A 24,519-nucleotide genomic window follows, 5' to 3' on the forward strand; every position below is an offset into this window, starting at 1 on the left:
CGGCATCCAACCCGGGCGGCGGAACCCCTTGAGCCGCCCGGGATGGACCTTCACTCTTGGGGCAGCCCTACTAGTTGGTTGCGGTGGGGCTGCCCTTCGTCATGATCGGGAGACCGAATGGGCCGCTACGTTGTCAGGCGCCTGCTCCAGGCGATCCCTGTGCTGCTTGGCACCACGTTTCTCATCTTCACGCTCGTCTACTGGCTCCCCGGCGACCCCATTCAGGCTCTCGCCGGAGACCGGGCCGTCGACCCGGTGTTCCGGGCCACGATGCGTGAGATGTTCCATCTGGACGATCCCCTGGTGGTCCAGTACGGCTACTACATCCAGGGCATCTTCTCCGGCGACTTCGGAACGACCTTCCGCGGTCTGCCGGTTTCCACCATTTTCGAAGGCAAGTTCCAGATCACCTTGAACCTGGCCATGACGGCCCTGGTCATCGAGGCGATCGTCGGCATCGGCCTGGGTCTCGTCGCCGCCCTGCGCCGCGGCAAGGCCACCGACACCGCGATCCTGGCCTTCACCCTGCTGCTGGTGTCGATCCCGACGCTGGTCAGCGGCTTCGTGCTCCAGCTCGTGCTGGGCCTGCAGCTCAAGACGTCCACGGGCATCGACTTCTTCCCCGTGGCCGGCACCTCCGCGGGCTGGCGCAGCTATCTGCTGCCGGGCATCGTGCTGGCCGGGACGTCGATCGCGTACCTGACACGGCTGACGCGAACCAGCCTGATGGAGACGTTGCGGGCCGACTACGTGCGGACCGCGATCGCCAAGGGCATGCCCCGCCGCCGGGTGCTGGGCAGACACGCCCTGCGCAACTCGCTGATCCCGCTCGTCACCTATCTGGGCGCCGACCTCGGCGCGCTGATGAGCGGCGCGGTGATCACCGAGACCATCTTCAACCTGAACGGCATCGGCCGCCAGCTCGTCGACTCGGTCTACCTGTCGGAGAACTCGGTCGTCGTCGGCATCGTGACCGTCCTGGTGCTGATCTTCATCGCCGCCAACCTGATCGTCGACCTGCTGTACGCCGTCCTCGACCCCAGGATCCGCTATGAGTGACACGCTCACCGAGCAGAAGCCCAAATCGGTCAAGCCGCCGAAGCAGAAGAAGCCGGCGAGCCTGTGGTCGGACGCGTGGTACGACCTGCGGCGGAGCAAGGTCTTCATCATCGCCGCCGTCATGATCGCCGTCCTCGTGGTCATGTCGATCATTCCGGGTCTGTTCTCCTCGGTCAACGCATTTGATCCGAGCACGTGCGACCTGACCAAGGCGCGGCAGGGCGTGAGCGGGCTCCACTGGTTCGGCACCGACAACCAGGGGTGCGACACCTACTCACGGGTCATCTACGGCGCCCGGATCTCGATCATGGTCGGCGTGTTCTCCACGCTGGTGACCACGCTCATCGGCGGTCTGCTGGGCCTGCTGGCCGGGTTCTACGGCCGCTGGACCGACACGATCCTGTCGCGCGTCGCGGAGATCTTCTTCGCGATCCCCTCGACCCTGGGCGCGCTGCTGATCCTGGCCCTGGTGGGCCGCGACAACGCGGGCATCTGGACCGTGGTGCTGGCGCTGTCGGTGCTCGCCTGGCCGATGGTGCTGCGCATCATGCGGGCGGCGGTCATGTCGGCCAAGAGCCAGGACTACGTCCTGGCGGCGCGGGCGCTGGGCGCGGGTCCGGGCCGGCTCATGAGCCGGCACATCCTGCCCAACGCGGTGGCCCCGGTGATCGTCGTGGCGACCATGAACATGGGCGTCTTCATCGCCGCCGAGGCCGCGCTGTCGTTCCTCGGCGTCGGCATCCAGTCGCCCGACATCTCGTGGGGTCTGATGATCGCCGACGCGCGCAACCGGTTCCTCCAGGCCCCGGAGGCGCTGCTGTTCCCGGCCCTGTTCCTGAGCCTCACGGTGCTGGCCTTCGTCATGCTCGGCGACGCCGTCCGCGACGCTCTCGACCCGAAGCTTCGATAGGAGGGGCGTACATGAAGAACCCGTCCGTCGACACGCACCTGCTTCCGGCCGACAGCGGCACGATCGGCACCGAGCCGCTGCTCGCGGTCGACAACCTGCACGTGGAGTTCACCACGCGGCAGGGCGTGGCCCGCGCGGTCAACGGCGTGTCCTACTCGCTCAACGCCGGGGAGACCCTCGCGGTGCTGGGCGAGTCGGGCTCCGGCAAGTCGGTGACGGCCCAGGCCATCATGGGCATCCTCGACATGCCGCCGGCGCGCATCCCCAAGGGTGAGATCCGCTTCCGGGGGACCGACCTCCTCCAGCTGTCGGAGGCCCAGCGCAGCCAGATCCGCGGCCAGCAGATCGCGATGATCTTCCAGGACGCCCTCTCGGCGCTCAACCCGGTCTTCACCGTGGGCTGGCAGATCGCCGAGATGTTCCGCGTCCACAAGGGCATGTCGAAGAAGGCGGCCTACGCCAAGGCGATCGAGCTGATGGACCGGGTCCGCATCCCGGCCGCCAGGCAGCGCGTCAACGACTACCCGCACCAGTTCTCCGGCGGCATGCGCCAGCGCATCATGATCGCGATGTCGATCGCGCTGGACCCCGAGGTGCTGATCGCCGACGAGCCGACGACCGCCCTGGACGTCACCGTGCAGGCCCAGATCATGGAGCTGCTGGCCGAGCTCCAGCGCGAGAGCAACATGGGCCTGATCCTGATCACCCACGACCTCGGCGTCGTCGCCGACGTCGCGGACAAGATCGCGGTCATGTACGGCGGCCGCATCGTCGAGAACGCCCCGGTGCACGACATCTACGGCAACGCCGCGCACCCGTACACGAAGGGCCTGCTCGAGTCGATCCCCCGGGTCGACATGAAGGGCCAGGAGCTGTACGCCATCAAGGGCCTGCCGCCCAACCTGCTCGACATGCCGACGGGTTGTGCCTTCCACCCCCGCTGCCCGTTCCGCCAGGACAACTGCGTCACCGACGTCCCGGCGCTGCACGAGATCAGCGGTACGCGCAGCAGCGCGTGCCACTACTGGAGGGAGGTCCTCGATGGCACCGCAGGGTGACCCCATCCTCGAGGTCCGCGACCTGGTCAAGCACTTCCCGCTGACGCAGGGCATCGTCATGAAGCGCCAGATCGGCGCGATCAAGGCGGTCGACGGCGTCAGCTTCGACCTGCGCCGGGGCGAGACCCTCGGCGTGGTCGGCGAGTCGGGCTGCGGCAAGTCGACGCTGGCCAAGCTGCTGATGGCGCTGGAGAAGCCGACCTCCGGGTCGGTCAAGGTCAACGGCGAGCTCGTCGACGTCCACAAGGGCAGCAACCTGAAGCGGTTCCGGCGCAACATCCAGATGGTGATGCAGGACCCGTACACGTCGCTGAACCCGCGTATGACGGTCGGCGACATCATCGGCGAGCCCTACGAGATCCACACCGAGGTGGCGCCGAAGGGCGACCGCCGCAAGAAGGTGCAGGACCTGCTGGAGGTGGTCGGCCTCAACCCCGACCACATCAACCGCTACCCCCACCAGTTCTCCGGTGGTCAGCGGCAGCGCATCGGCATCGCCCGGGGGCTGGCGCTGCAGCCCGAGATCATCATCTGCGACGAGCCGGTCTCCGCGCTCGACGTGTCGATCCAGGCGCAGGTCATCAACCTGCTGGAGCGGCTGCAGTCGGAGTTCGGGCTGGCGTACATCTTCATCGCGCACGACCTGTCGGTGGTGCGGCACATCTCCGACCGCGTCGCGGTGATGTATCTGGGGAAGATCGTCGAGATCGGCAAGGACACCCAGATCTACGACAAGCCGAGCCACCCCTACACGCAGGCGCTGCTGTCGGCGGTGCCGGTGCCCAACCCGGAGGGCCGGGAGTCACGGGAGCGGATCATCCTGCAGGGTGACCCGCCGTCGCCGGCCAACCCGCCGTCGGGGTGCCGGTTCCGGACCCGGTGCTGGAAGGCGCAGGAGATCTGTGCCGTCGAGGAGCCGCTGCTCCAGATCCGTCCCGGTACGGACCACGAGAGCGCCTGCCACTTCGCGGAGGCCCACGACGTGGTGCACGCCTCGTAGTCGGTTACGCGCAGTAACGGGAAAGGCCCCCGCTGGATCCAGGCGGGGGCCTTTTCGCATGTGGTGCTCGAGAACTAGCGGACCGACACGGCGCTGACCGGCAGCAGGCCGGTGACGGAGCCGACGCCCGGGAGGCCCGGGACCGAGGGCAGCGACGGCAGCGGGAGGCCGTTGGTGGCGCCGCCGACGACCTGGCCGACCAGGCCGGGCAGGCTCTTGACCAGGCCACAGACCGGCGAGAGCAGGGTGGCCAGCACGGGGAGGCCAGTGAGGTGCTCGGGCGACGACACGCACTGCGTGTTCAGCAGGTTGGTGACGGGCGTGTCGGCGTGCGCCATGCTGGCGGGGGCGACGACGACGAGACCAGCGGCGGCCGAGGTGACGACGATGCGGCGGATCATATGTGTTTCTCCCTGAGGTATGTCCGGGCGGCTGAGCACGCGGATGACTACTCTGTGTAGTCGTAGACATGTCTACCCGGTCTTTCGTAAGGGGAGGACCCCCCATCCGGTCAGGGAGCGGCAAGGAAGCCGCAATGGTCAGGCGCGAAGCGCCAGCCTCGCCACCAACGCGGCGACAAGGAGTAACAGGGCAGACCAGATCAACGGCCCCGAACCGGTAGATTCCGACGGGCCCGCGACGCTCGCCTGCCGCGGCCGCATCGCCATCGTCGCCCGCCGGGGCGCGCCGGCCACCAGCAGCGCCCGCCGCGCGTTGGCCACCCGGTGCCCGAAGGCGTCGTCGCGCCGCCCCGTGTTGTGCCAGACCGCGCCCTGCAGGATCGCCCGCCGCACGTCGCTCACGCCCAGGCCGGGATGGCGGGCCCGCACCAGTGCGGCGATGCCCGCCACGAACGCGGCGGCCGAACTGGTGCCGTCGCCGACCACGTAGGAGCCGCGTGCGTCGGCGCTGACGATGCCGGTGCCGGGGGCGGTCACCGAGACGTAGTTGCGCCGGTTGGAGAACGGGGCCGGGCCGAGCCGCTGGTCGACCGCGCCGACCGCGATCGCCCCCGGGTAGGCGGCCGGATAGGTGGGCCGGTTGGCGCCCGCGCCGTCGTTGCCGGCCGCCGCCACCAGGACCACGCCCTTCGACAGGGCGTAGCGGACCGCCGCCGCCTCGTCGGGGCTGCCCTCGTAGCTGCCGCCGGCGCCGCCGAGCGACATGCTGACGACGTCGGCCCCGTGGTCGACGGCCCAGCGGATGCCCCGGGCGACCGCGCCCCGAACCTGCCGGGCGACGTGCGGGTCGGTGCGGGCCGGGTCGTGAGTCTCCAGGGTCACCCGGATCGACAACACCGTCGCGCGGGGGGCCACCCCGACCACCCCGAGGTCGCGGCCCGGCCCGTGGCCGCGCCCGGCGATCAGGCTCGCCATCGACGTGCCGTGATGGCCGGCGTGGACGGTCCCGGCCCCCGTCAGGTCGGGACCCTCGACGACCGCGCCGGCGAGGTCGGGGTGGCGGGCGTCGACGCCGGTGTCGAGGACGGCCACCGTGACGCCCTCGCCCCGGCTGAGCTCCCACGCGGCCGGTACGCCCATGACCTCCAACGGCCACTGCCGCTCCCGGGCCGCCGCCCCCGGATCGTCGGCCACCGCGGGCGGCGCGACGACGAATCCGGCGAGCAGGCAGACCACGGCAAGCAGCGGGAACGGCTTGGCCAGGAAGGTCACGGCGGCCTATTCTGGCACGCTCACGCCGCCGAATCTGACCTTTCCGTGAACATTCAAATACAGTGCGTTATGTCCGGGCGGGCGAGAGACGTACATGCGCACCCGGCGGCAGGCCCAGCCGCTGGGCGGCGTCACCGGCGTTGACGGCCACGGCCACCAGGCCGGCCGAGTCGGTGAAGGCCACCAGATCGCCCGGCGGCACCGCCGCGAACGTGTCGCGGTAGGGCATGGCCAGCTGCCGGCGGCCGAGCCAGACGGCCAGGGTGTCGCCGTCGCGCACCCCGAGGAAGCCGAGGTCGGCGGCGGTGATGGAGAGCTGGACGTTGCCGTGGCGGTCGACCGAGAGCACCTCGCCCTCGCACGCGCCGTCGCGCAGCCGGGAGGTCGGCTCGGGCAGCGTCACCAGCTCGCGCGGCGGGATCGGGGTGCCCAGCCCGGCCACCTCGCGGCCCGCCACCACGTGGGCGGCGACCGGGCAGAAGATGTCACGCCCGTGGAAGGTCCGGGACACGGGCTTCAGCCAGACGTCCTCGTTGGTCAGCTCGTAGGCCGCGGTCGCGCCGCCGACGGCGTGCACCGCCCACGAGAGCACCCCGTTGTCGGGCCCCACGAACACCCGCCCGCCCGCCTCGATCGCGACCGCCCGGCGGGTGCTCGACCCCACCGACGGGTCGACCACCGCGATGTGCACTCCGCGGGGCAGGTAGGGGATCGTCTGGGCGAGGATCGCGGCCCCGCGCCGGACGTCGCCCGCAGGGACGAGATGGCCGACGTCGATGATCCGGGCTTCGGGGGCGATGCCGGCGATAACGCCGTGACACGCGGCCACGAACCCGTCTTCGAGACCGTAGTCGGTCAGGAGAGTGATAACAGGCGTCACACCTGGTGACATTACGTCGCCTCCCCGGAAAATGGCGACAGTTAGCATTGCCCGTGTGGACGGTCTCTCCCCTCAAGACAGGGACATCCTCGCGTTCGAGGGCGGCTGGTGGCGTCATCCGGGCGCGAAGGAGCAGGCGATCAAGGACACCTTCGGCATGTCCACCACCCGCTACTACCAGGTGCTCGCCGGGCTGATCGACCGCCCCGAGGCGCTCGCCGCCGATCCGGCGCTGGTCAACCGCCTGCGCGAGCGTCGCGACGCCCGGCGCCGGGGACGCGGCCGGTCAGCCTGAGTTCAGATCGCGTTAACCTGCGATTGACAGAGTGACCGTCGCACGACGAAAGGGGCGAAACGTGGGGGACATGCCGGACGTCCGGACCGAAAGCGGCCGGGCCGGTCTTGAGGCGATGGTGACCGACCCGGGCGGCGCCGTCATCGGCCTCGACTTCGACGGCACCCTGTCCCCGATCGTGGCCGACCCCTCCGCCGCCTGGATCCACCCCGCCGCGCCCTCGGCCCTGATCCGCCTGGCCGAGGTGGTGCGCCGCATCGCCGTGGTCACCGGCCGCCCGCCCGGCACCGCCCTGGCCCTGGGCGACACCCCCGACGGCCCCGACCTGGTCGAGGTCCCGGGCCTGGTCATCCTTGGGCAGTACGGCATCGAGCGCTGGGAGGGCGGGGAGATCACCTCGCCGCCCCCGCCCGCCGGGCTGACGACGATCCGCGCCGCGCTGCCCGGCCTGCTGGCGGGCCACGAGGGCGTAACGATCGAGGACAAGGGACGCGCGCTGGCCGTCCACACCCGCGGTTGCCCCGACCCCGACGCGGTGCTGGAGGCGCTGCGGACGCCGCTCGTCGCGCTGGCGGCCGAGAACGGGCTGGTCGTCGAGCCCGGCCGCAAGGTGCTGGAGCTGCGCGGGCCCGGCGTCGACAAGGGCAAGGCGCTCAAGGAGCTGCTGATCGCCGAGCGGGCCCGCTCGGTCATGTTCGTCGGCGACGACCTGGGCGACCTGGCCGCCTTCGAGGCCGTCGCCTCGGTGAACATCCCCGGCCTGCGGGTCTGCTCCGGTTCGGCCGAGGTGACCGCGCTGGCCGAACAGGCCGACGTCGTGGTCGACGGCCCCGACGGCGTCGTCGCGTTCCTCGAACAGCTCCTCAAGTCGATTGCAAGCCGCGAGCAGTAGCGTCGGCGCCATGATCTCCAGAACCCTGGCGGCGGCCGCCGCCGGCCTGGCCCTGGCTGCGCTCGTCTCCTCCCCGGCCGCCGCCGCTCCCGGCGTCAAGCAGGTCCACCTGCGCAACGGCCTGACCATCAAGATCCCGTCGACCTGGAAGGTCTACAAGGTCGCCAAGGACTACACGCGCGTGGTCACCGGGGCGTGCGCCACTGCCGGGACCCGCGACTTCGGCTACCGCGACTCGGGCTGCCGCAGCTTCTGGGTGTTCGGCCCGGCCGCGATCAGAGTCGGGCACGAGACCTTCAACCCCTACGACCCGAGCCGCCCCTACAGCCCCGCGACCGACGTCGGCCCCTGCGTCTACAACAAGAAGTTGTGGATGAGCTCGTTCCGGACCAAGCCCGTGGTCAAGGGCTACAAGCTCGTCGGCGCCGGCCACAACGCCCACTACCGAGAGTGGACGGGCAACTGCGTCTACGGGCCGCCCAAGTACAACTACGCGGGCAGCTTCACCCAGCGCGAGTGGTACCTGCCGAAGTCGAAGATCCTGGTCGTCGACCAGTGGAAGACGCCCGGCCTGGCGACCATTCTCAGAACTGCGACCTGGAACTGAGCAGGCCGCCGGCCGCGAGGCCGAGCAGCGCGGGGGCCAGCAGGAACGCCGCGTGGGTGCCGAAGGCGTCGCCGAGCGCGCCGAGCACGAACGGCCCGGTGCCCGAGCCGACCCCCGCCCACACCGAGGCGATCCCGCTGGCCTGGTCGGGCCGCCCGCCCGAGGTCTCGATCATCCGGGCCAGGCCCAGCGGGAACAGCATGCCGATCCCGGCGCCGCTGATCGCCAGCCCGGCGTAGCCGACCGCCACGGAGGTGGTGGACCAGAACACCGCCCAGCCGGCGACCGTGACGGCCATCGTGCCGAGGAACACCTGCCAGACCGGGTAGCGCAGGGTGAGCGCGGCCCCGGCGAAGCGTCCGGCGGCGATGCCGCAGAGCATGGCGGTCAGGCCGGTGGCCGCCTCGGCCAGGCTCAGGCCGGTGCGCTGGGAGAACAACTCGGCGGCGAACAGGTTGAAGGTGAACTCGGTGGCGACGCAGCACAGCAGCACCGCGCCGGCGAAGTGGAACCGCCAGCTGAACGGCTGCTTCGACCGCTGGGCGGCGTGCTCGGCCGGGATCTCGGGGAACCAGACCCGGCCCATCGCGAGCGCGAGCACGGCGGTGAGCACGACCGGGATGAACATGGCCGCCCGCCAGCCCAGCACCGACTCGGCCAGCAGGCTGAACGCGTAGGTGGCCGAGATGCCCGCGAGCACGCCGACGGCGTTGGCCTCGCTGATCGACGCCGGTCCGGCGGGGCCGTGGTGGTCGCTGAGGGCGGCCATGGAGACGTACAGGGCGATGGCGGCGAAGCCGCCCGCGATCGTGTAGCCAGCCAGCGTGAACGGCAGGGTCGGGCCGAGGCCCACGAGCAGCACGCCGGCGTTCATGCCGCCGATGCCGACCCAGACGGCGAACCGGCGGCCGTAACGGCGGGTCAGCCAGGGGAGCGACAGGCCGGTCAGGATGCTGCCGACGGCCATGCCGGTGCCGTGGAGCCCGGCGACCGCCTGGGTGACCTCGAGTTCGGCGCGCAGCGTGGGGAGCGCCGACGACAGGCCGTAGAGGTAGGTGGCGAAGGTCGCCAGCATCAGGTAGACGAACCAGGTGGGCCGGTCCCTCGTGAACGTGATCGCAGGCGTGGACACCGGCATTTCCCCCGATATAGATCGTTATATCGGGAAACGGTACAACGTCACGTCAGGGCGGCCAACTGGTCGGCGAACCACCTTTCCGGGGGCATCGCGGTGGCCGCCCGGCGCAGCCGCGTGCAGCGTTCGGCCCGTTCCTTGTCGGGCATGACCAGGCCCTCGTGCAGGGCGGCGGCGGTGCCCGAGACGTCGTAGGGGTTGACCAGGAGCGAGTCGGGGCCGAGTTCGGCCGCCGCGCCCGCCTCGCGCGAGAGCACCAGCACGCAGCGCGGCGACAGGATCGGCCCCTCTTTGGCGACCAGGTTCATGCCGTCGCGGATCGGGTTCACCAGCAGCACGTCGGCCATGCGGTAGGCGGCCAGCGAGCGCGGATAGTCGTCCTGCATGTTGAGGATCAGCGGGTCCCAGTCGTCGGTGGCGTACTCGTCTTCGATCTCCTTGGCGCAGCGCTGCACGGCCGCGGTGTATTCGCGGTATTCGGGCAGGTCGTGGCGCGAGGGATAAGCGAAGGCCAGATGGACGACCTTGCCGTGCCACTCGGGATGCTCGGCCAGGAACTCGCGGTAGGCGAGCATGCCGCGCACGATGTTCTTCGACAACTCGGTCCGGTCGATGCGCACGATCAGCCGCCGGTCGCCCACCTGCTCCTTGATGGCCAGCATGTGCGACTCGACGTCGGGCTCGAACGCGCGGGCCACCAGCGCGTCGCCGTCGACGCCGAGCGCGTGCACGCCGATCCGGGTGAGGCGGCCGTCGAACTCCACCGTCTTCGCCGCGCGGTCGACCCGGGCGTCGAGCACCGCCTCGCAGCAGTCCATGAACGCCGCCGCCCACCGGTCGGTCAGGAACCCCGCGTGGTCGGCCCCCAGCACGCCCTGCAGGATCTCGGCCGCGATGCCGTCGGGCAGCAGCGAGAAGTATTCGGGCGGCGCCCACGGCGTGTGGGAGAAGTGGGCCACCCGCAGGTCGGGCCGGTCGACGCGGAGCATCGCCGGGGCCAGCGTCAGGTGGTAGTCCTGGATCATCACCTTCGCGCCGTGGGCCGCCTCTTCTGCCAGGGCCAGCGCGAACGCGCCGTTGTACTCGCGGTAGGACTCCCACTCGCGGTGGAACCGGGTGTCGAAGGTGGGCGCGAACGGGGTGTTGTAGAGCAGGTGGCTGACGAACCACAGGGTGGAGTTGGCGACCGCGTTGTAGGCCCGGTGGAAGACGGCCGGGGGGATGTCGAGCATGCGTACCGGGCCGGTGTCGTAGCCCGCGCGGTCGATGCGGCCCTCGGGGGCGAGCCTGACCGCGCTGCGGTCGCCGTCGGAGAGCGCGGCGCAGATCCACAGGTGGTCGTCGCCCCGGGCGACGTCTGACAATCCGGACACCAGCCCGCCGCCGCCTCTCCGCATCGTCAGCGCGCCGTCATCCGAGAGGATGAACGAGACGGGCCCGCGGTTGGAGGCGATCAGCGTTGAACTCACGGTGGGCACACCCCAGATGGCCGGAGGACTAAGAAAAGATGTCGTCGGCAATAGGATGTCAGGAAACCCCCGGCCGCCGAAGAATCGGGGCAGTCAATGCCGCTTGACGAGACCACCGAGGAACTGGCCCGCACCGCGGCCACCGGCGACCACGTCGCCCTCGGCGAACTGCTGCGCCGCGTCGAACCCGACGTGCTGCGTCACTGCGAACGCCTGCTTCCCTACCGCCAAGACGCCGAAGAGGCCTGTCAGGACACCCTGCTCGCGGTGGCCCGCAACATCGGCCGCTTCGAGGGGCGCTCCCGGTTCTCCACCTGGCTCCACATCGTGACCGCCAACTGCGCCCGCACCACCTACCGCACGCTCAAGCGGCGTGCGGCCGAGCAGTCGAGCGACGACCTGGCCGAGCAGCGGCCCGATCCCCACCGGGTCAGCGTGATCGCCGGCGCCCGCCTCGACCTGCTCGACGCGATCGAGGCGCTGGAGGCCGAGAAGCCCGACCTGGCCCGCGCGCTGGTGTTGTGCGACATCGTCCAGCTCGACTACTCCGACATCGCCGCGCAGCTCGGCATCCCCCTCGGCACCGCCAAGAGCCGCATCCACCAGGCCAGGAAGCACATCCAGGCGTCGCTCGGCGACGGCTATCTCGGTAGGTGAGATGCCGATTCGGACTCTGAGGAGCCCGGGGTACAGTTTTCAGGACAACTGAATATTTGCTCATCCAGAGGGGTGGAGGGACCGGCCCTGCGAAGCCCCGGCAACCATTCCGACTCAACTCGCTACGTGGCGGGGCCGGTCGGAACAGGTGCCAATTCCGGTCTGTGATCAAGGCGGTCGCAGGCGAAGATGAGGGAAAGGCCTCGCTTCATGGCGCTTCAGCACGATTTCGGACCCGCCGTCGCCCTCTCCTGCCGCGAGTGTGGCGCCCGTTACGACCTCGGTCCGATCTTCGCCTGTCAGGACTGTTTCGGGCCACTTGAGGTGGCGTACGACTTCGGAACCGTGACCCGCGAGGACATCGCCGCCGGTCCGGCCAACATCTGGCGTTACAAGGCCCTGCTGCCCGTCCCGGCGAACGTCGCCGACAAGCCCAACCTCCAGCCCGGCTGGACCAAGCTCCACCACGCCGGCAACCTCGGCGCCGAGCTCGGGCTGCGCGACCTCTACGTGAAGGACGACTCGGGCAACCCGACCCACTCGTTCAAGGACCGCGTCGTGTCGATCGCGGTCGAGGCGGCCCGCAACTTCGGGTTCACCACGCTTTCCTGCTCCTCGACCGGCAACCTGGCCGGCGCCGTCGGCGCCGCCGCCGCGCGGGCCGGGCTCGACTCGTGCGTGTTCATCCCGTCGAACCTCGAAGAGGCCAAGATCGTCGTCGCCAGCGTCTACGGCGGCAAGCTTGTGGGCATCGAGGGCTCCTACGACGAGGTCAACCGCTTCTGCTCCGAGCTCATCGGCGACCCGCTGGGCGAGAAGTGGGGCTTCGTCAACGTGAACCTGCGGCCCTACTACGCCGAGGGCTCCAAGACGCTGGCGTACGAGATCGCCGAGCAGCTCGGGTGGCGCATCCCCGAGCAGATCGTCATCCCGATCGCCTCGGGCTCCCAGCTCACCAAGATCGACAAGGGCTTCAAGGAGCTCATCGCGCTCGGGCTGGTGGAGGACACCCCCTACAAGATCTTCGGGGCGCAGGCCGAGGGCTGCTCGCCGGTGTCGGCGGCGTACAAGGCCGGGCACGACGTCGTGCGCCCGGTGAAGCCCGACACGATCGCCAAGTCGCTGGCCATCGGCAACCCGGCCGACGGGCCCTACGTGCTCGACATCGCCCGGCGGACCGGCGGGGCCGTCGAAGACGTCACCGACCCCGAGATCGTCGCCGCGATCCGCCTGCTGGCCCGGACCGAGGGCGTGTTCGCCGAGACCGCGGGCGGCGTGACGGTCGGCGTGCTGCGCAAGCTGACGGAGGCCGGGGTGATCGACCCCGACGCGACCACGGTGGTCCTCAACACCGGCGAGGGGCTCAAGACCCTCGACGCCGTCCAGTCGGAGGCCCGTCCGACGGCCGTCATCCGGCCGTCTCTCGACGCGTTCCGCACGGCTTTCGCCAACTAATCTAACTGTTCGTCAAGGAGGGCCAACAATGAGTGTTTCCGTGCGGATTCCGACGATTCTGCGGACGTACACCGGAGGCGCGGCCGAGGTGGCCGGCGAAGGGGCGACGCTGCGCGAGGTGTTCGAGAAACTCGACGCCGACTACCCCGGCATCGGGGCCAGGATCCTCGACGAATCGGGCAAGGTGCGACGTTTTGTCAACGTCTACGTCGGAGAAGAGGACGTCCGATTCTCCGAAGGTTTGGACACTCCAACCCCGGCGGGCGTACAGATTTCGGTGATCCCGGCCGTAGCCGGAGGGTGACCTTCCGCAGCCTTTCCCGCACCCACGTACTCCTACAGTGCGTGGGTGTTTCTATGTTTACCTGCACTTCTATCGTTATCGAAGCTTAATGAGTGCCATGGCATATGGTGCAATTCTCAACCAACCAATCACTAACCGAAAAAGAAGCCCTCTCGCTTTGGGCGAACGACAACAAGTCAGGGGCCGATTGACTCTGTTGTCCCACGCCTTGGCATGTGTATGGTCGAGAACGATCGACGTAGCCGGGGAGAACGGCACGAAAGGTCACGGACCAGCGGTGGAATGGGCGGGTCCGTTGCCAGGCCCAGCAAGAGGAGTCGGAAAGTGGCGCAGGGCACCGTCAAATGGTTTAACGCGGACAAGGGCTACGGCTTCATCGCGGTAGACGGTGGTAAGGACGTTTTCGTCCATTACTCGGCAATCATGATGGACGGCTACAAGGCCCTCGAGCAGGGCCAGCGTGTGGAGTTCGACATCACGCAGGGACAGAAGGGCCCGCAGGCGGAGGCTGTCCGGACCGTCTGATCCCCTCAGACCGCGAACCTTTTCGGCCCCATCCGCGTGAGCGGCCGCGAACGGTTCGGCTGTAACCAACCCCACCACCCCAGCGACCTGGAACCCGGCCCGCAGCCTGCGGGCCGGGTTTCTGCTGCCGCCCCGCCTGACCTGCCCCTCTCGCTCTCCGGCTTGCACTCGCGTAGGTAGAGTGCTAAACAGTTGGTTGGCACTCCCCGGCCGGGAGTGCCAACCAATACGGATCGAGGCGATGGGGCCTGCCAAGGGTGTGCGGGCCTTGCCGTCGCGGGCGTCGGCTCGGTCCCTCTTTTTCGAAGCCACCCTGCTACTGGGAGGTCCAGCCTTATGGCAGCCAAGATGATCGCGTTTGACGAGGACGCCCGGCGCGGTCTCGAGCGCGGCATGAACCAGCTCGCCGACGCCGTCAAGGTGACCCTCGGCCCCAAGGGCCGAAACGTCGTGCTGGAGAAGAAGTGGGGCGCCCCCACCATCACCAACGACGGTGTCTCGATCGCCAAGGAGATCGAGCTCGAAGACCCGTGGGAGAAGATCGGGGCCGAGCTCGTCAAGGAAGTCGCGAAGAAGACCGACGACGTCGCGGGTGACGGCACCACCACCGCCACCGTGCTCGCCCAGGCGCTGGTGCGCGAGGGTCTGCGCAACGTCGCCGCCGGCGCCAACCCGATGTCCCTGAAGAAGGGCATCGAGGCCGCCGTCGAGCGCGTCAGCGAGGAGCTTTCCAAGCTCGCGAAGGACGTCGAGACCAAGGAGCAGATCGCCTCCACCGCCTCGATCTCCGCCGGTGACGTCGAGATCGGCGAGCTCATCGCCGAGGCGATGGACAAGGTCGGCAAGGAAGGCGTCATCACCGTCGAGGAGAGCAACGCCTTCGGGCTCGAGCTCGAGCTCACCGAGGGTATGCGCTTCGACAAGGGCTACAACTCGGGTTACTTCGTGACCGACCCCGAGCGCATGGAGGCGGTCCTGGAGGACCCCTACATCCTCGTCGTCAACTCGAAGATCTCCGCCAACAAGGACCTGCTGCCGCTGCTCGACAAGGTCGTGCAGGCCGGCAAGCCGCTGCTGATCATCGCCGAGGACGTCGAGGGCGAGGCCCTGGCGACCCTGGTCGTGAACAAGATCCGCGGCCTGTTCCGCTCGGTGGCCGTCAAGGCCCCCGGCTTCGGCGACCGCCGCAAGGCAATGCTGGGCGACATCGCCACGCTGGCCGGCGGCCAGGTCATCTCCGAGGAGATCGGCCTCAAGCTCGAGTCGACCACGCTCGACCAGCTCGGCCGCGCCCGCAAGGTCGTCGTCACCAAGGACGAGACCACCATCGTCGACGGCGCCGGTGACGCCGAGGCGATCGCGGGCCGGGTCAACCAGATCCGCGCCGAGATCGACAACACCGACTCCGACTACGACCGCGAGAAGCTCCAGGAGCGCCTCGCCAAGCTCGCCGGCGGCGTCGCCGTCATCAAGGCGGGCGCGGCCACCGAGGTCGAGCTCAAGGAGCGCAAGCACCGCATCGAAGACGCCGTCCGCAACGCGAAGGCGGCCGTCGAAGAGGGCATCGTCCCCGGCGGTGGCGTGGCCCTGCTGCAGGCTTCGGCCAAGGCGTTCGACAAGCTGGAGCTGTCGGGCGACGAGGCGACCGGCGCCGCGATCGTGAAGAAGGCGCTCGAGGAGCCCCTGAAGCAGATCGCCGTCAACGCCGGCCTCGAGGGCGGCGTCGTGGTGGAGAAGGTCCGCAACCTGACCCCGGGTGAGGGCCTCAACGCCGCGACCGGCGAGTACGTCAACATGTTCGACTCGGGCATCATCGACCCGGCGAAGGTGACGCGCTCCGCGCTGCAGAACGCCGCGTCGATCGCGGCCCTGTTCCTCACCACCGAGGCCGTCATCGCCGAGAAGCCGGAGAAGAACCCGGCTCCCGCGGGCGGCGGCATGCCCGGCGGCGGGGACATGGACTTCTAAGTCCATCCCGTTCAACAGATGAGGCGGTCCCTTCCGGGGCCGCCTTCTTCTGTTCTCCGGTACGTCAGAAGTGCCGCACCCAGCGGCCCCACTGTTCCTGCATGACGTATCCCGTCGCCGCCCACGCGGGGTGGGCGTCGGTGTTGTCGTGCAGGACCATCGCGTCGACGCGGAACGCGCCGAACGCCTTGAATCGCTCCTCGGCGGCGGCGATGAGCTTTCTCGCGATGCCCGTGCGGCGGTGCTCGGGTGCGACGGCGAGCCGGTAGAGGTGGGCGCGCCAGCCGTCCCAGCCCGCGATGACCGTGCCCGCGACGGCGCCGTCGACTTCGTACACGAGCAGGGCCTCGGGGTCGCGTTCGATGAGCGCGACCACCTTCGCGGGGTCGTCGTGGCGGTCGGTGCCCTCGGCGGCGGCGACCCAGAACTTCAGGATCGTGTCGACGTCGGCCAGGGTGGCGGGGCGGATCACAGGGCCTCCGGGAGCGGCTTGGCATGCACCACGGTCAGGGTGGTGACGGCTCGGGTCAGGACGACGTAGAGGCGGGCGGTGCCCCGCGGTTCGGCCTCGACGATGTCGGCGGGTTCCACCACGACGACGTGGTCGTACTCCAGGCCCTTGGCGAGGCCGGCCGGGACGACGAGCACCTTCGCGCCGTCGCCGTCGGGGCCCAGCACGGGCGCGCCGAGCGCGGTCGCGAACGTCTCCGCGTCGGCGTCGCGGACGATGACGCCCACCGAACCCTCGCCCGCGGCGCTCACGGCGTCTCTCACGCCTCCGATGACATCGGAGGTCTCCACCAGCCTCAGGGATCCCGCACCCGGGCGCAGCGAGCGCGGCGCGGCCAGTTCGGGGGCGATGCCGGGCAGCAGGCGGGCGGCGAAGTCGAGCACCTCGCGCGGGACGCGGAAGCCGAGGGTCAGTTCCGTCACCAGACCCTCGGCGAAGCCGAGATGCCGCAGCACGGTGGTCCACGAGCGGGCCGACCACGGCGTGGTGCCCTGCGCGAGGTCGCCCAGGATGGTCGCCGAACCGGTGCGGCAGCGGCGGCCGAGGGCGCGCAACTGCATCTCCGACAGGTCCTGCGCCTCGTCGACCACGAGGTGGCCGTGGGAGGGGGTGCGGTCCATCAGGTCGGCGAGCTCGTCGAGCAGCGCTCCGTCGGCGCCGCTCCACTTCGCGCTCCGGTGGGACTTGTAGGGCTTCGTCCAGAGAAGAGCGGCCTGTTCCTCAGGGGTCAGGTCGTCTTTGGCGGCCCTGGCCAGGAACGCCGCGTCGGAGAGCAGCCGGAAGAGCACCTGCTCGGGCGTCAGCTTCGGCCAGACCTGGTCGACCACGGCCTTGACCGGCTTCGAGCGCGCCACGGCGTCCTGCACGCGGTCGTCGGGGGACTCCCCGCGCCGTTCCATCTGGACGAGCACCTGGTGCGCCAGCCGCTGCGCCAGCGTCGCCCGGCCGGGGTTGTAGCGGGTGGTGCCGCGCAGCGACGCCACGGTCTCGCGCACCTCGTGGTCGGCCACGCGGTAGCGGTTGGCCCCCTTGGTGACCAGCACCCCTTCGACCGGCTTCACCACGTGGAGCCACAGGGCGCGCGTCAGCACCCGGGCCATCCGCGCGTCGCCCTTGACCGCCGAGACGGCCGGTTCCTCGGGGTGGGCGTGGTCGCCCAGGATGCCCGCCACGGTCGTCTGGTCGACCTTCACCTCGCCGAGCGCGGGCAGCACCGAGGAGATGTACGACAGGAAGGCGCGGTTAGGGCCCACGATCATCACGCCGGCGCGAGACAATTTCTCGCGATGGGTGAACAGCAGATAAGCCGCGCGGTGCAGGCCCACCGCGGTCTTCCCCGTGCCCGGCGCCCCCTGCACGCACACGGTGACGCCGAGGTCGGCGCGCACGATCTCGTCCTGGTCGGGCTGGATCGTCGCCACGATGTCGCGCATGGGGCCGGTGCGCGGGCGCTCGATCTCGTCGGTCAGGATGCGCGAGGGGCCGAGGTCGCCGCCGTGGGCCAGGTCCTCGTCTTCGAACGCGGTGAGCTCGCCGCCCTGGTAGCCGAACCGCCGGCGCCGGTCGACGCCCATCGGCTCGGCCGGGCTGGCCTGGTAGAACGCCCGCGAGACGGGGGCACGCCAGTCGATGACGAGCGCCCGGCCGCCGCCGTCGTGCACGTGCCGGCGGCCGACGTACAGGAGCGGCGGGAGGTCGTCGTCGGCGTCGCGGTCGAGGCGGCCGAAGAACAGCGGGGTGTCGGGGTGGTCGGCGAGCGCCGCGACCCGCTGGTCGAGCAGCCCCTGGAGCACCTGCTGCGAGACCCAGTCTCCGGCCATGTCCGACGACAACGACTGCGCGTGCTCCCGCATGGCGCGCAGGGCCGCCCGCGACTCGTCGAGGTGCCGCCGTTCCTCCGCGAGGTCGTCGGCCGGGGGTATGTCGGGGGCGAGGGTGTGCTGGGGCATGACGGAGTGCCTCCTGCCGGAGTGGTTCGGGTGGGCGAACCGGCCAGCTTAGTCGTCCGCCGAGGCCAGGCCAAAAGGTTTATGGGCCGACTGACTCACGTCGTGGCTGGGTAGGAGGGCAGAGGTGTTCCGTGGCCCGATCCCGCTCCCGCCCGCGCTGCCCGCCGCCGTCATGCTGCTGCTCGCCGCATTGTGGGGGCTTTCCGTGTACGCGGGCTGGGGTCTGGAGGCGTTCTGCGCCAGCGGCGAACCGGCCGACGACTGCGGCGGCCGCATGGCCCTCGTGACGGCCGTCTCGTCGCTTTTCGCGGTCGTCGCGACGGCGCTCACGATCGGCGCGTGGCTGACGTGGCGCGCCCGTCTTCTCGTGTACGCAATCGCCGCCTGGATGGCGGCGGAAGGCGTACTATTCGTCGGAGGTCTGGTCGCGCAGTAATCTCGCGAATACCCTCCGAAGTCTTAATCAATCGGTATGGGAAAAGCCCTAGAAAAGCGCGGCAAATTAGGTGATTGCCCAGGACAATGGGGGTATGCCCGAACCTGGGCGTTGATGCCATCTTTGGCTGTGGGGGCCAAGGGCACGAGGGGGTGATGAGGTTGTCTCGGGCCTACGGAATTTCGTGGACTTAAGTATGTTTTCTAAGTAGACCCGGCGGGAGTTGTCCCGCCGGGTCTTTTATTTACGTCAGGACGTCGTCGGCGTCGATGATCTGGTAGGCGTAGCCCTGCTCGGCCAGGAAGCGCTGCCGGTGGGCCGCGAAGTCCTGGTCGACGGTGTCGCGGCTGACGATCGAGTAGAACCGCGCGCCCCCGCCGTCGGCCTTCGGCCGGAGCACCCGGCCGAGGCGCTGCGCCTCCTCCTGGCGCGAGCCGAAGGTGCCCGACACCTGGATGGCGACCGCCGCCTCGGGCAGGTCGATCGAGAAGTTCGCCACCTTCGACACGACGAGGACCTGCAGCTCCTTGTCGCGGAACGCCTGGAACAGCCGCTCGCGCTCCTTCACCTTGGTCTCGCCCTTGATGACCGGCGCGTTCAGGTGCTCGCCGAGTTCGTCGAGCTGGTCGATGTACTGCCCGATGACCAGGACCTGCTCGCCGGCGTGCTTCTTCACCAGCGCCTCGGTGACGCGCAGCTTCGACGGGGTCGTGGCGGCGAAGCGGTAGCGCTCGTCGGTGTCGGCCATCGCGTAGGCGAGCCGTTCGTCGTCGCGGAGCGTCACGCGTACCTCGACGCAGTCGGCCGGGGCGATGTAGCCCTGGTTCTCCATCTCCTTCCAGGGCGCGTCGTAGCGCTTCGGGCCGATGAGGGAGAACACGTCGCCCTCGCGGCCGTCTTCGCGCACCAGCGTGGCCGTCAGGCCCACCCGGCGGCGTGCCTGGAGGTCGGCCGTCATCCGGAAGATGGGGGCGGGCAGGAGGTGGACCTCGTCGTACACGACCAGACCCCAGTCGCGCGCGTCGAACAGCTCCAGATGCCGGTAGACGCCGCCGCGCTTGGCGGTCATCACCTGGTAGGTGGCGATGGTGACCGGGCGGATCTCCTTCTTGGTCCCGGTGTACTCGCCGATCTCGTCTTCGGTCAGGCTGGTGCGCTTGATCAGCTCGGTCTTCCACTGGTGGACGCTCACCGTGTTCGTGACCAGGATCAGCGTCGTCGCCTGGGCGTGGGCCATCGCCGCCGCGCCGACGATCGTCTTGCCCGCGCCGCAGGGCAGCACGACCACGCCCGAGCCGCCGTGCCAGAACGCGTCGGCGGCCTCCTTCTGGTAGGGCCGCAGCGACCAGCCCTCCTCGGTCAGGGCGATCGGGTGGGCCTCGCCGTCGACGTAGCCGGCCAGGTCTTCGGCCGGCCAGCCGAGCTTCAGCAGCATCTGCTTGATGTTGCCGCGCTCGCTCGGGTGGACGGCCACCGAGTCGCCGCCGAGCCGCTCGCCGATCATCGGCTGCACCTTCTTGGCGCGCAGCACCTCTTCGAGCACCGCCCGGTCGGTGCTGGTCAGCACGAGCCCGTGGACGGGATGCTTCTCCAGCCGCAGCCGCCCGTAACGCGCCATCGTCTCGGCGACGTCGACCAGCAGCGCGTGGGGGACGGGGTAGCGGCTGAACCCGATCAGGGCGTCGATCACCTGCTCGGCGTCGTGCCCGGCGGCCCGCGCGTTCCAGAGGGCGAGCGGGGTGATGCGGTAGGTGTGGACGTGCTCCGGCGCGCGCTCGAGCTCGGCGAACGGCGCGATGGCCCGTCGGCACTCGTCGGCGCGCTCGTGGTCGACTTCCAGCAGCAGGGTCTTGTCGGACTGGACGATGAGCGGCCCGTCGTTCACGGGTGGAGCCCCCTAATCAGTTGACGTCGGCGACGCCGGTGATCCGGTGGAGTACGAAGCGGTGGATGGCCGCCCTCGTCTCGTCGTACGCCGTCAGGTAGCCACCCTCTATTCTCGCGGGTTCGAGGATCCGGCTCGTGGCCTGACCTTGTGAGTCTAGGTAACCGATCCAAACCCGGGAGCCCTGCTTGATGGCCTCCTGGAGCGCCGAGATCGTCGCCGTCGCCGGGGTTCGGGGCACCGCCCCGCCCGGCTCGCCCACCGGGTCGGGCCGGGACAACAACGCGCGGTCGCCGGCCCGCAGCGCCCGGATCGCCGCCGTGACCACCTCGGCCTCGGGCGCGGCCAGCCCGTTGACCTGCCTGACCGGCTGCGCCTCGGTCCGCCGGGCGTCGGCCCGGGTGATCAGCACGTCGCCTTCGAGCGACTCGGCCACCGGGGCGTAGCCCATCGCGCGCAGCGAGTCGAGCATGGTCGCCCGCGACGCCTTCGACACCAGCACGGTCGGGGCCAGCCGCCGCATCCGCAGCACCCCGGCCCGCCGGTCGGCCAGCAGTTCGTCGAGCACCGCCGGGTCGTCGCAGCGCAGATAGGACGACGCCGACCCGACCCGCAGCCGGCCGTGGCGCCGGGCGACGTCGGTCACCAGGTAGGACAGCGGCTGCGGCACCGGCGTGGTCGAGTGGCGGGCCAGCGTCGCCAGCACCTCTTCGGCGCTCTGCCCGGCGTCGAGCACCCGCCTGATCGAACCCTCGGCGAACCGGTAGACGGTCGCGCCGCCCTTCGACTCGACGTCGGCCGCCAGCCCCAGCCACCGGTCGAGCTCCCCGGTCAGCGGGCCGGGGGCGACGGCGGTCAGGTCGGCCTGCAGCACCACGTGGTCGACCGGCTCGGGCAGCAGCGGGGCCAGCAGGTCGGCCGCCTTGACGCCGGTGAGCACCGCCCGGCCGTGGGGCGACATCACCCCGAGCCCGGTCAGGCCCATGACCTCGGCCTCGCGCAGCACGAACTCGGTCAGCCGCGCCAGATGGGCGCCCCTGCGGCGGGGGCGCTCCCAGGTCAGCCGGGCCAGCACCGACTCCTGCGACGGCGCGAGCTCGGTCGCCGCGACGACCGTCAGGACCCGGCGGCGGATCTCGGCGGCGGCCCCCCGGCGCAGGTCGGGATGGAGCACGTTGAGCAGCCGGTCGCGGTCGTCGCGGCTCCCGGCCAGGCCCGGCACCCGGTCGAGCGACAACCAGGCCCGCGCGACGGCCTCCCAGCGGTCTTCGGTCTGGCGGGCCCGCCACAGGTCGTAGGAGAGGGTCGGCAACCACTCGGCGTCGGCCGGGCCGCCGGCCGCGATCAGCCCGGCCGCGTGGGCGACCTCGATGATCAGAGCGGCCGTCCATTCGGGCACGTCGAGCTGCTGGGCCGCGCGCCGCAGGTCGCGGATCGCCAGGCCGCCCGTGCGCAGCACCCCCGGCGGGTCGACGCTCCAGAGCTCGCAGAGCTCCTCGACCGACCGCACGAAGCTGAACGCCTGACCGGCGGCGGTGCGCGAGGCGAGGTCGGCGCGGCGGGTGACGCCCTCGAGCGGCGGCGGGACCGGCGACAGGTCGCGGTGCAAGCGGTCGTCGCGCAGCACCAGCCCGACCTCGCGCGGCAGCGTCACGGTCTCGTCGCCGATCGCGCCCAGCAGGCCCCGGGCCAGCAGCTGCTCGATGGGCGACTGGGCGGTCTCGACCGACACCTCACGCCGCGCGTTGGGCACCCGCCCCGACGGCGGCCCCCAGGCCAGCTCGTCGAGCGCCGCTCTGGCCTGCGGTCCGACCTGCGCGATCAGTTTCCTGACGGCACGGGGATCGGCCAGCGTGATCGCGCGCTCGTCGTGGCGGAAGACCCGGTCGGCCGGCTGGCCGAGCCCGGCGGGCGGGTCGAGAGCGTCCTGGACGCCGGGGGCGAGCCTGCGCTCGTCGTCGACCAGGGCCATCTCGGTCAGCGTGGCCAGCGCCCGGCCGATCGCCTCGTCGGTGCCGGGGGCGTCGCAGGTGGCCCGGCGGATCGCCGGTGAAAGCTGGTCGGGCGGGAAGACGACGAGGGTCTCGGCCACCGCGAGGGTGAAGCCGTCGAGCCGGTCGAGGGCCCGGCCGACGGCCGACGGGGTGCCCGCTCGGGCCGCCAAACCCGGCACATTCGCCGGAACCGGGGTGATCAGCTCAGGTCGGGACATGGCGAGGACGCGCAGTTGCTCGTCGCTCCGGCTGCGCAGCCACTCGGTGAACCCCTCGCTCATCCTTTCCATCGTAGGAGCTCGCATGGACTGCGACGCTGGGGCACTATGACGGAGTGATCGAGCGAGCCGACCAGCTCGTGCTGGAATTCGTGAGCCGGGTGGCCGACGCCGCCCACGGCCGGATGCGCCCCGAGGAACGCCTCGATTACGTCCGGCGGGTCCGCGAACGGGTCGACCAGGAGCGCAAAGGCGACGAGAACCCCAAATCGGTCGCCCGCCTCCTGGCCCGTTTCGGCACCCCAGAGGACATGGTCGACCGCGAGGTCCGCCGCTTACGCGGCGACCTCCCCCCGGAACCCCCGGCCCAGCAGACCCGCCCGATGAGCGCCCTCCGCCGCACCTTCCCCCCGAACCCCGACTTCCGCCGCGGACGGCCCGGCCCAGCCGGCGGCCCGCAATCGGGTTCGTCGCGTTCGGGCGGATCCGGAGCGAGCCTGTCGGGTTCGAGTCAGCCCGGTTCGGGTCGCTCTGAGCGGAACGAGTTGCCGCAGCCGATTGTGATCAGTCCCACTCGGCGGGTCTGGAGGGCCGGGGCGCCCGGGGGGCGGTTGGTGCCGCGGTGGAAGCGGCGGCCGACGCCCGACGCCTGGTCGATCCTGCACGGGCATCGGCGGGAGGTCGTGGCGCTGGCGTTGCTGGCGCTGGCCGCGTTGCTGGTGCCGATCAGGTTCCCGACCGTGGCGATCTTCCCGGTGCCGGGGATCGTGTGGGCCGTCGGGGCGGTCGTGACGTTGTCGTGTCAGGGGTGGAACATGCCCGACCGGCTGGCCGGGCTGGGGGCGCCCGTGCTGGCGTGGGTCTTCGGGGGCGGGATCCTCGCGCTGACCGGGCCCGAGCGGACCTCCGTCGAAGGGTTGCTAACGCGCTTCAACGAGGTCGCCGGCATCGCGTTCATCATCGGCACCGCCGTGGGGCTGACGTGGTTGCTCTACCGGCTCTTCGACCCACCCGTCTCCACACACGCCCGGCGGTAGCAGGCCGAGCGCCAGCCTGATCCAGGCCGACACGAAACGTTCGGTGGCGACCCGGCCGGGCGCCTCCCCGGTCGTGTACTCGATCAGCCGGAAGTTGATGATCGAGCCGCCCAGCACCGAGCCGACCCCGGCCCAGTCGACCTGGGCGTCGAGGTATTCGGGCTGGCAGGCGAACCATTCGGTGAGCGCGTCGAACATGGGCTGGAGCAGGCCCTCGGTGACCACGGCGACCAGGTCGGGGAACTGCGACAGGTCGCGGAAGAAGATCTGGGCGAGCCGGCGCTCCTCGTCCATCTTGCCGAGGCCCGCGTGGCACATCGCGGCCAGCCGGACCTCGATCGGCTCGGTCTGGGCGACGTCGAGCGTGATCTCGTTGCGGGCCGCGCGGTCGGCGACGGCGGCCGCGAGGACCTCGTACTTGGACTTGAAGTGCCGGTAGAGCCCGCCGGCGCCGGGGGACAGGCCGGCGGCGGCCTCTATCTCGGCCACCGAGGTCGCGTTGTAGCCGCGCTCGGCGAACAGCCGTAGCGCTTCCTCGATGATGCGACCCCGTGTGCTCATCTGTACCTCCCGCGAGGGACAGCGTAGACCGCCCAGCTTTA

At 70.3% G+C, this 24,519-nt stretch carries 24 protein-coding genes and 1 riboswitch; of the genes, 14 read left to right on the forward strand and 10 right to left on the reverse strand.

Annotated features, from left to right (window positions below; genetic code table 11):
* The first annotated feature begins 117 nt into the window (after positions 1 to 117).
* The 4 genes from AW274_RS30845 to AW274_RS30860 are packed head-to-tail and all read left to right on the forward strand — an operon-like array spanning position 118 to position 4,027.
* Positions 118 to 1,059 (forward strand): ABC transporter permease, encoded by a 942-nt coding sequence (locus AW274_RS30845; RefSeq protein WP_062439583.1) that lies wholly within the window; start codon positions 118 to 120, stop codon positions 1,057 to 1,059.
* Complete coding sequence (locus AW274_RS30850) at positions 1,052 to 1,969, forward strand: ABC transporter permease (protein ID WP_062439586.1); 918 nt, start codon at positions 1,052 to 1,054, stop codon at positions 1,967 to 1,969. Before AW274_RS30845 ends, AW274_RS30850 begins: the two co-directional genes overlap by 8 nt.
* A gap of 11 nt (positions 1,970 to 1,980) precedes the next feature.
* The gene (locus AW274_RS30855; RefSeq protein WP_062439589.1) at positions 1,981 to 3,027 is read left to right on the forward strand and encodes an ABC transporter ATP-binding protein; all 1,047 of its coding nucleotides are present in this window, start codon (positions 1,981 to 1,983) and stop codon (positions 3,025 to 3,027) included.
* Positions 3,011 to 4,027 carry an ABC transporter ATP-binding protein gene (locus tag AW274_RS30860; protein ID WP_062439592.1) on the forward strand — a complete coding sequence of 339 codons (1,017 nt, stop codon included), beginning with the start codon at positions 3,011 to 3,013 and terminating at the stop codon, positions 4,025 to 4,027. Before AW274_RS30855 ends, AW274_RS30860 begins: the two co-directional genes overlap by 17 nt.
* Positions 4,028 to 4,101: 74 nt before the next feature.
* Here AW274_RS30860 and AW274_RS30865 read toward each other — a convergent pair whose 3' ends face one another.
* From AW274_RS30865 to AW274_RS30875, 3 genes are all read right to left on the reverse strand, one after another.
* A complete protein-coding gene (locus tag AW274_RS30865) occupies positions 4,102 to 4,428 on the reverse strand; it encodes a hypothetical protein (RefSeq protein ID WP_062439594.1) in 327 nt (108 codons plus the stop codon).
* Between the two features lie 138 nt (positions 4,429 to 4,566).
* On the reverse strand, positions 4,567 to 5,700 hold the full coding sequence (locus AW274_RS30870) for a S8 family serine peptidase (RefSeq protein ID WP_062439598.1): 1,134 nt from the start codon (positions 5,698 to 5,700) through the stop codon (positions 4,567 to 4,569).
* Between the two features lie 67 nt (positions 5,701 to 5,767).
* Positions 5,768 to 6,580: an SAM hydrolase/SAM-dependent halogenase family protein gene (locus AW274_RS30875; protein WP_232320527.1), complete on the reverse strand. Its 813-nt coding sequence runs from the start codon at positions 6,578 to 6,580 to the stop codon at positions 5,768 to 5,770.
* Positions 6,581 to 6,635: 55 nt separating this feature from the next.
* On the opposite strand from AW274_RS30875, the gene AW274_RS30880 reads away from it, so the two are divergent.
* The 3 genes from AW274_RS30880 to AW274_RS30890 all read left to right on the forward strand — a co-directional run bounded on the left by AW274_RS30880 (position 6,636) and on the right by AW274_RS30890 (position 8,374).
* On the forward strand, positions 6,636 to 6,875 hold the full coding sequence (locus tag AW274_RS30880; RefSeq protein WP_062439604.1) for a DUF3263 domain-containing protein: 240 nt from the start codon (positions 6,636 to 6,638) through the stop codon (positions 6,873 to 6,875).
* Between the two features lie 70 nt (positions 6,876 to 6,945).
* Entirely contained in the window at positions 6,946 to 7,767 is an 822-nt protein-coding gene (gene otsB / locus AW274_RS30885; RefSeq protein ID WP_062439607.1) for a trehalose-phosphatase, read from the forward strand.
* Between the two features lie 10 nt (positions 7,768 to 7,777).
* Positions 7,778 to 8,374: a hypothetical protein gene (locus tag AW274_RS30890; protein WP_062439610.1), complete on the forward strand. Its 597-nt coding sequence runs from the start codon at positions 7,778 to 7,780 to the stop codon at positions 8,372 to 8,374.
* Here AW274_RS30890 and AW274_RS30895 read toward each other — a convergent pair.
* Together AW274_RS30895 and AW274_RS30900 are read right to left on the reverse strand one after the other, a co-directional pair.
* Positions 8,352 to 9,506, reverse strand: a complete 1,155-nt coding sequence (locus AW274_RS30895) for an MFS transporter (RefSeq protein ID WP_198169501.1) — start codon at positions 9,504 to 9,506, stop codon at positions 8,352 to 8,354. The genes AW274_RS30890 and AW274_RS30895 overlap by 23 nt on opposite strands.
* 47 nt (positions 9,507 to 9,553) lie before the next feature.
* Positions 9,554 to 10,978: an alpha,alpha-trehalose-phosphate synthase (UDP-forming) gene (locus tag AW274_RS30900; RefSeq protein WP_083975185.1), complete on the reverse strand. Its 1,425-nt coding sequence runs from the start codon at positions 10,976 to 10,978 to the stop codon at positions 9,554 to 9,556.
* A gap of 96 nt (positions 10,979 to 11,074) precedes the next feature.
* Here AW274_RS30900 and AW274_RS30905 point away from each other — a divergent pair, with 96 nt between their 5' ends.
* From AW274_RS30905 to groL, 5 genes are all read left to right on the forward strand, one after another.
* The gene (locus tag AW274_RS30905; protein WP_062439620.1) at positions 11,075 to 11,635 is read left to right on the forward strand and encodes an RNA polymerase sigma factor; all 561 of its coding nucleotides are present in this window, start codon (positions 11,075 to 11,077) and stop codon (positions 11,633 to 11,635) included.
* 57 nt (positions 11,636 to 11,692) lie between these two features.
* Positions 11,693 to 11,831, forward strand: a riboswitch (SAM riboswitch).
* On the forward strand, positions 11,825 to 13,090 hold the full coding sequence (thrC, locus tag AW274_RS30910; protein ID WP_062439622.1) for a threonine synthase: 1,266 nt from the start codon (positions 11,825 to 11,827) through the stop codon (positions 13,088 to 13,090). It overlaps the preceding riboswitch by 7 nt.
* Before the next feature lie 28 nt (positions 13,091 to 13,118).
* Positions 13,119 to 13,394 carry a MoaD/ThiS family protein gene (locus tag AW274_RS30915; RefSeq protein ID WP_062338680.1) on the forward strand — a complete coding sequence of 92 codons (276 nt, stop codon included), beginning with the start codon at positions 13,119 to 13,121 and terminating at the stop codon, positions 13,392 to 13,394.
* A gap of 324 nt (positions 13,395 to 13,718) precedes the next feature.
* A complete protein-coding gene (locus tag AW274_RS30920; RefSeq protein ID WP_030452168.1) occupies positions 13,719 to 13,919 on the forward strand; it encodes a cold-shock protein in 201 nt (66 codons plus the stop codon).
* Between the two features lie 336 nt (positions 13,920 to 14,255).
* Complete coding sequence (gene groL / locus AW274_RS30925) at positions 14,256 to 15,887, forward strand: chaperonin GroEL (RefSeq protein WP_030452167.1); 1,632 nt, start codon at positions 14,256 to 14,258, stop codon at positions 15,885 to 15,887.
* 64 nt (positions 15,888 to 15,951) lie between these two features.
* Here the strand turns inward: groL and AW274_RS30930 are convergent, their stop codons facing one another.
* Together AW274_RS30930 and AW274_RS30935 are read right to left on the reverse strand one after the other, a co-directional pair.
* Positions 15,952 to 16,359, reverse strand: coding sequence for a GNAT family N-acetyltransferase (locus AW274_RS30930; protein WP_062439625.1), 408 nt, complete (start codon positions 16,357 to 16,359; stop codon positions 15,952 to 15,954).
* Complete coding sequence (locus AW274_RS30935; protein WP_062439628.1) at positions 16,356 to 18,347, reverse strand: HelD family protein; 1,992 nt, start codon at positions 18,345 to 18,347, stop codon at positions 16,356 to 16,358. Before AW274_RS30935 ends, AW274_RS30930 begins: the two co-directional genes overlap by 4 nt.
* 124 nt (positions 18,348 to 18,471) lie before the next feature.
* On the opposite strand from AW274_RS30935, the gene AW274_RS30940 reads away from it, so the two are divergent.
* A complete protein-coding gene (locus AW274_RS30940; protein WP_062439633.1) occupies positions 18,472 to 18,783 on the forward strand; it encodes a hypothetical protein in 312 nt (103 codons plus the stop codon).
* Positions 18,784 to 19,027: 244 nt separating this feature from the next.
* Here AW274_RS30940 and AW274_RS30945 read toward each other — a convergent pair whose 3' ends face one another.
* Both AW274_RS30945 and AW274_RS30950 read right to left on the reverse strand, forming a co-directional pair.
* Entirely contained in the window at positions 19,028 to 20,668 is a 1,641-nt protein-coding gene (locus AW274_RS30945) for a DNA repair helicase XPB (RefSeq protein WP_062439636.1), read from the reverse strand.
* Positions 20,669 to 20,684: 16 nt separating this feature from the next.
* Complete coding sequence (locus AW274_RS30950; RefSeq protein WP_062439639.1) at positions 20,685 to 22,943, reverse strand: helicase-associated domain-containing protein; 2,259 nt, start codon at positions 22,941 to 22,943, stop codon at positions 20,685 to 20,687.
* Positions 22,944 to 22,996: 53 nt separating this feature from the next.
* Between AW274_RS30950 and AW274_RS40670 the strand changes: the two genes are divergently transcribed.
* Entirely contained in the window at positions 22,997 to 23,917 is a 921-nt protein-coding gene (locus tag AW274_RS40670; protein ID WP_062439643.1) for a hypothetical protein, read from the forward strand.
* On the opposite strand, the gene AW274_RS30960 is transcribed toward AW274_RS40670, so the two are convergent.
* Positions 23,801 to 24,478 (reverse strand): TetR/AcrR family transcriptional regulator, encoded by a 678-nt coding sequence (locus AW274_RS30960; RefSeq protein ID WP_063813746.1) that lies wholly within the window; start codon positions 24,476 to 24,478, stop codon positions 23,801 to 23,803. The genes AW274_RS40670 and AW274_RS30960 overlap by 117 nt on opposite strands.
* Between the last annotated feature and the right edge of the window lie 41 nt (positions 24,479 to 24,519).

This window comes from Herbidospora daliensis, assembly GCF_001570585.1.
In the GTDB taxonomy this organism is placed as follows: domain Bacteria; phylum Actinomycetota; class Actinomycetes; order Streptosporangiales; family Streptosporangiaceae; genus Herbidospora; species Herbidospora daliensis.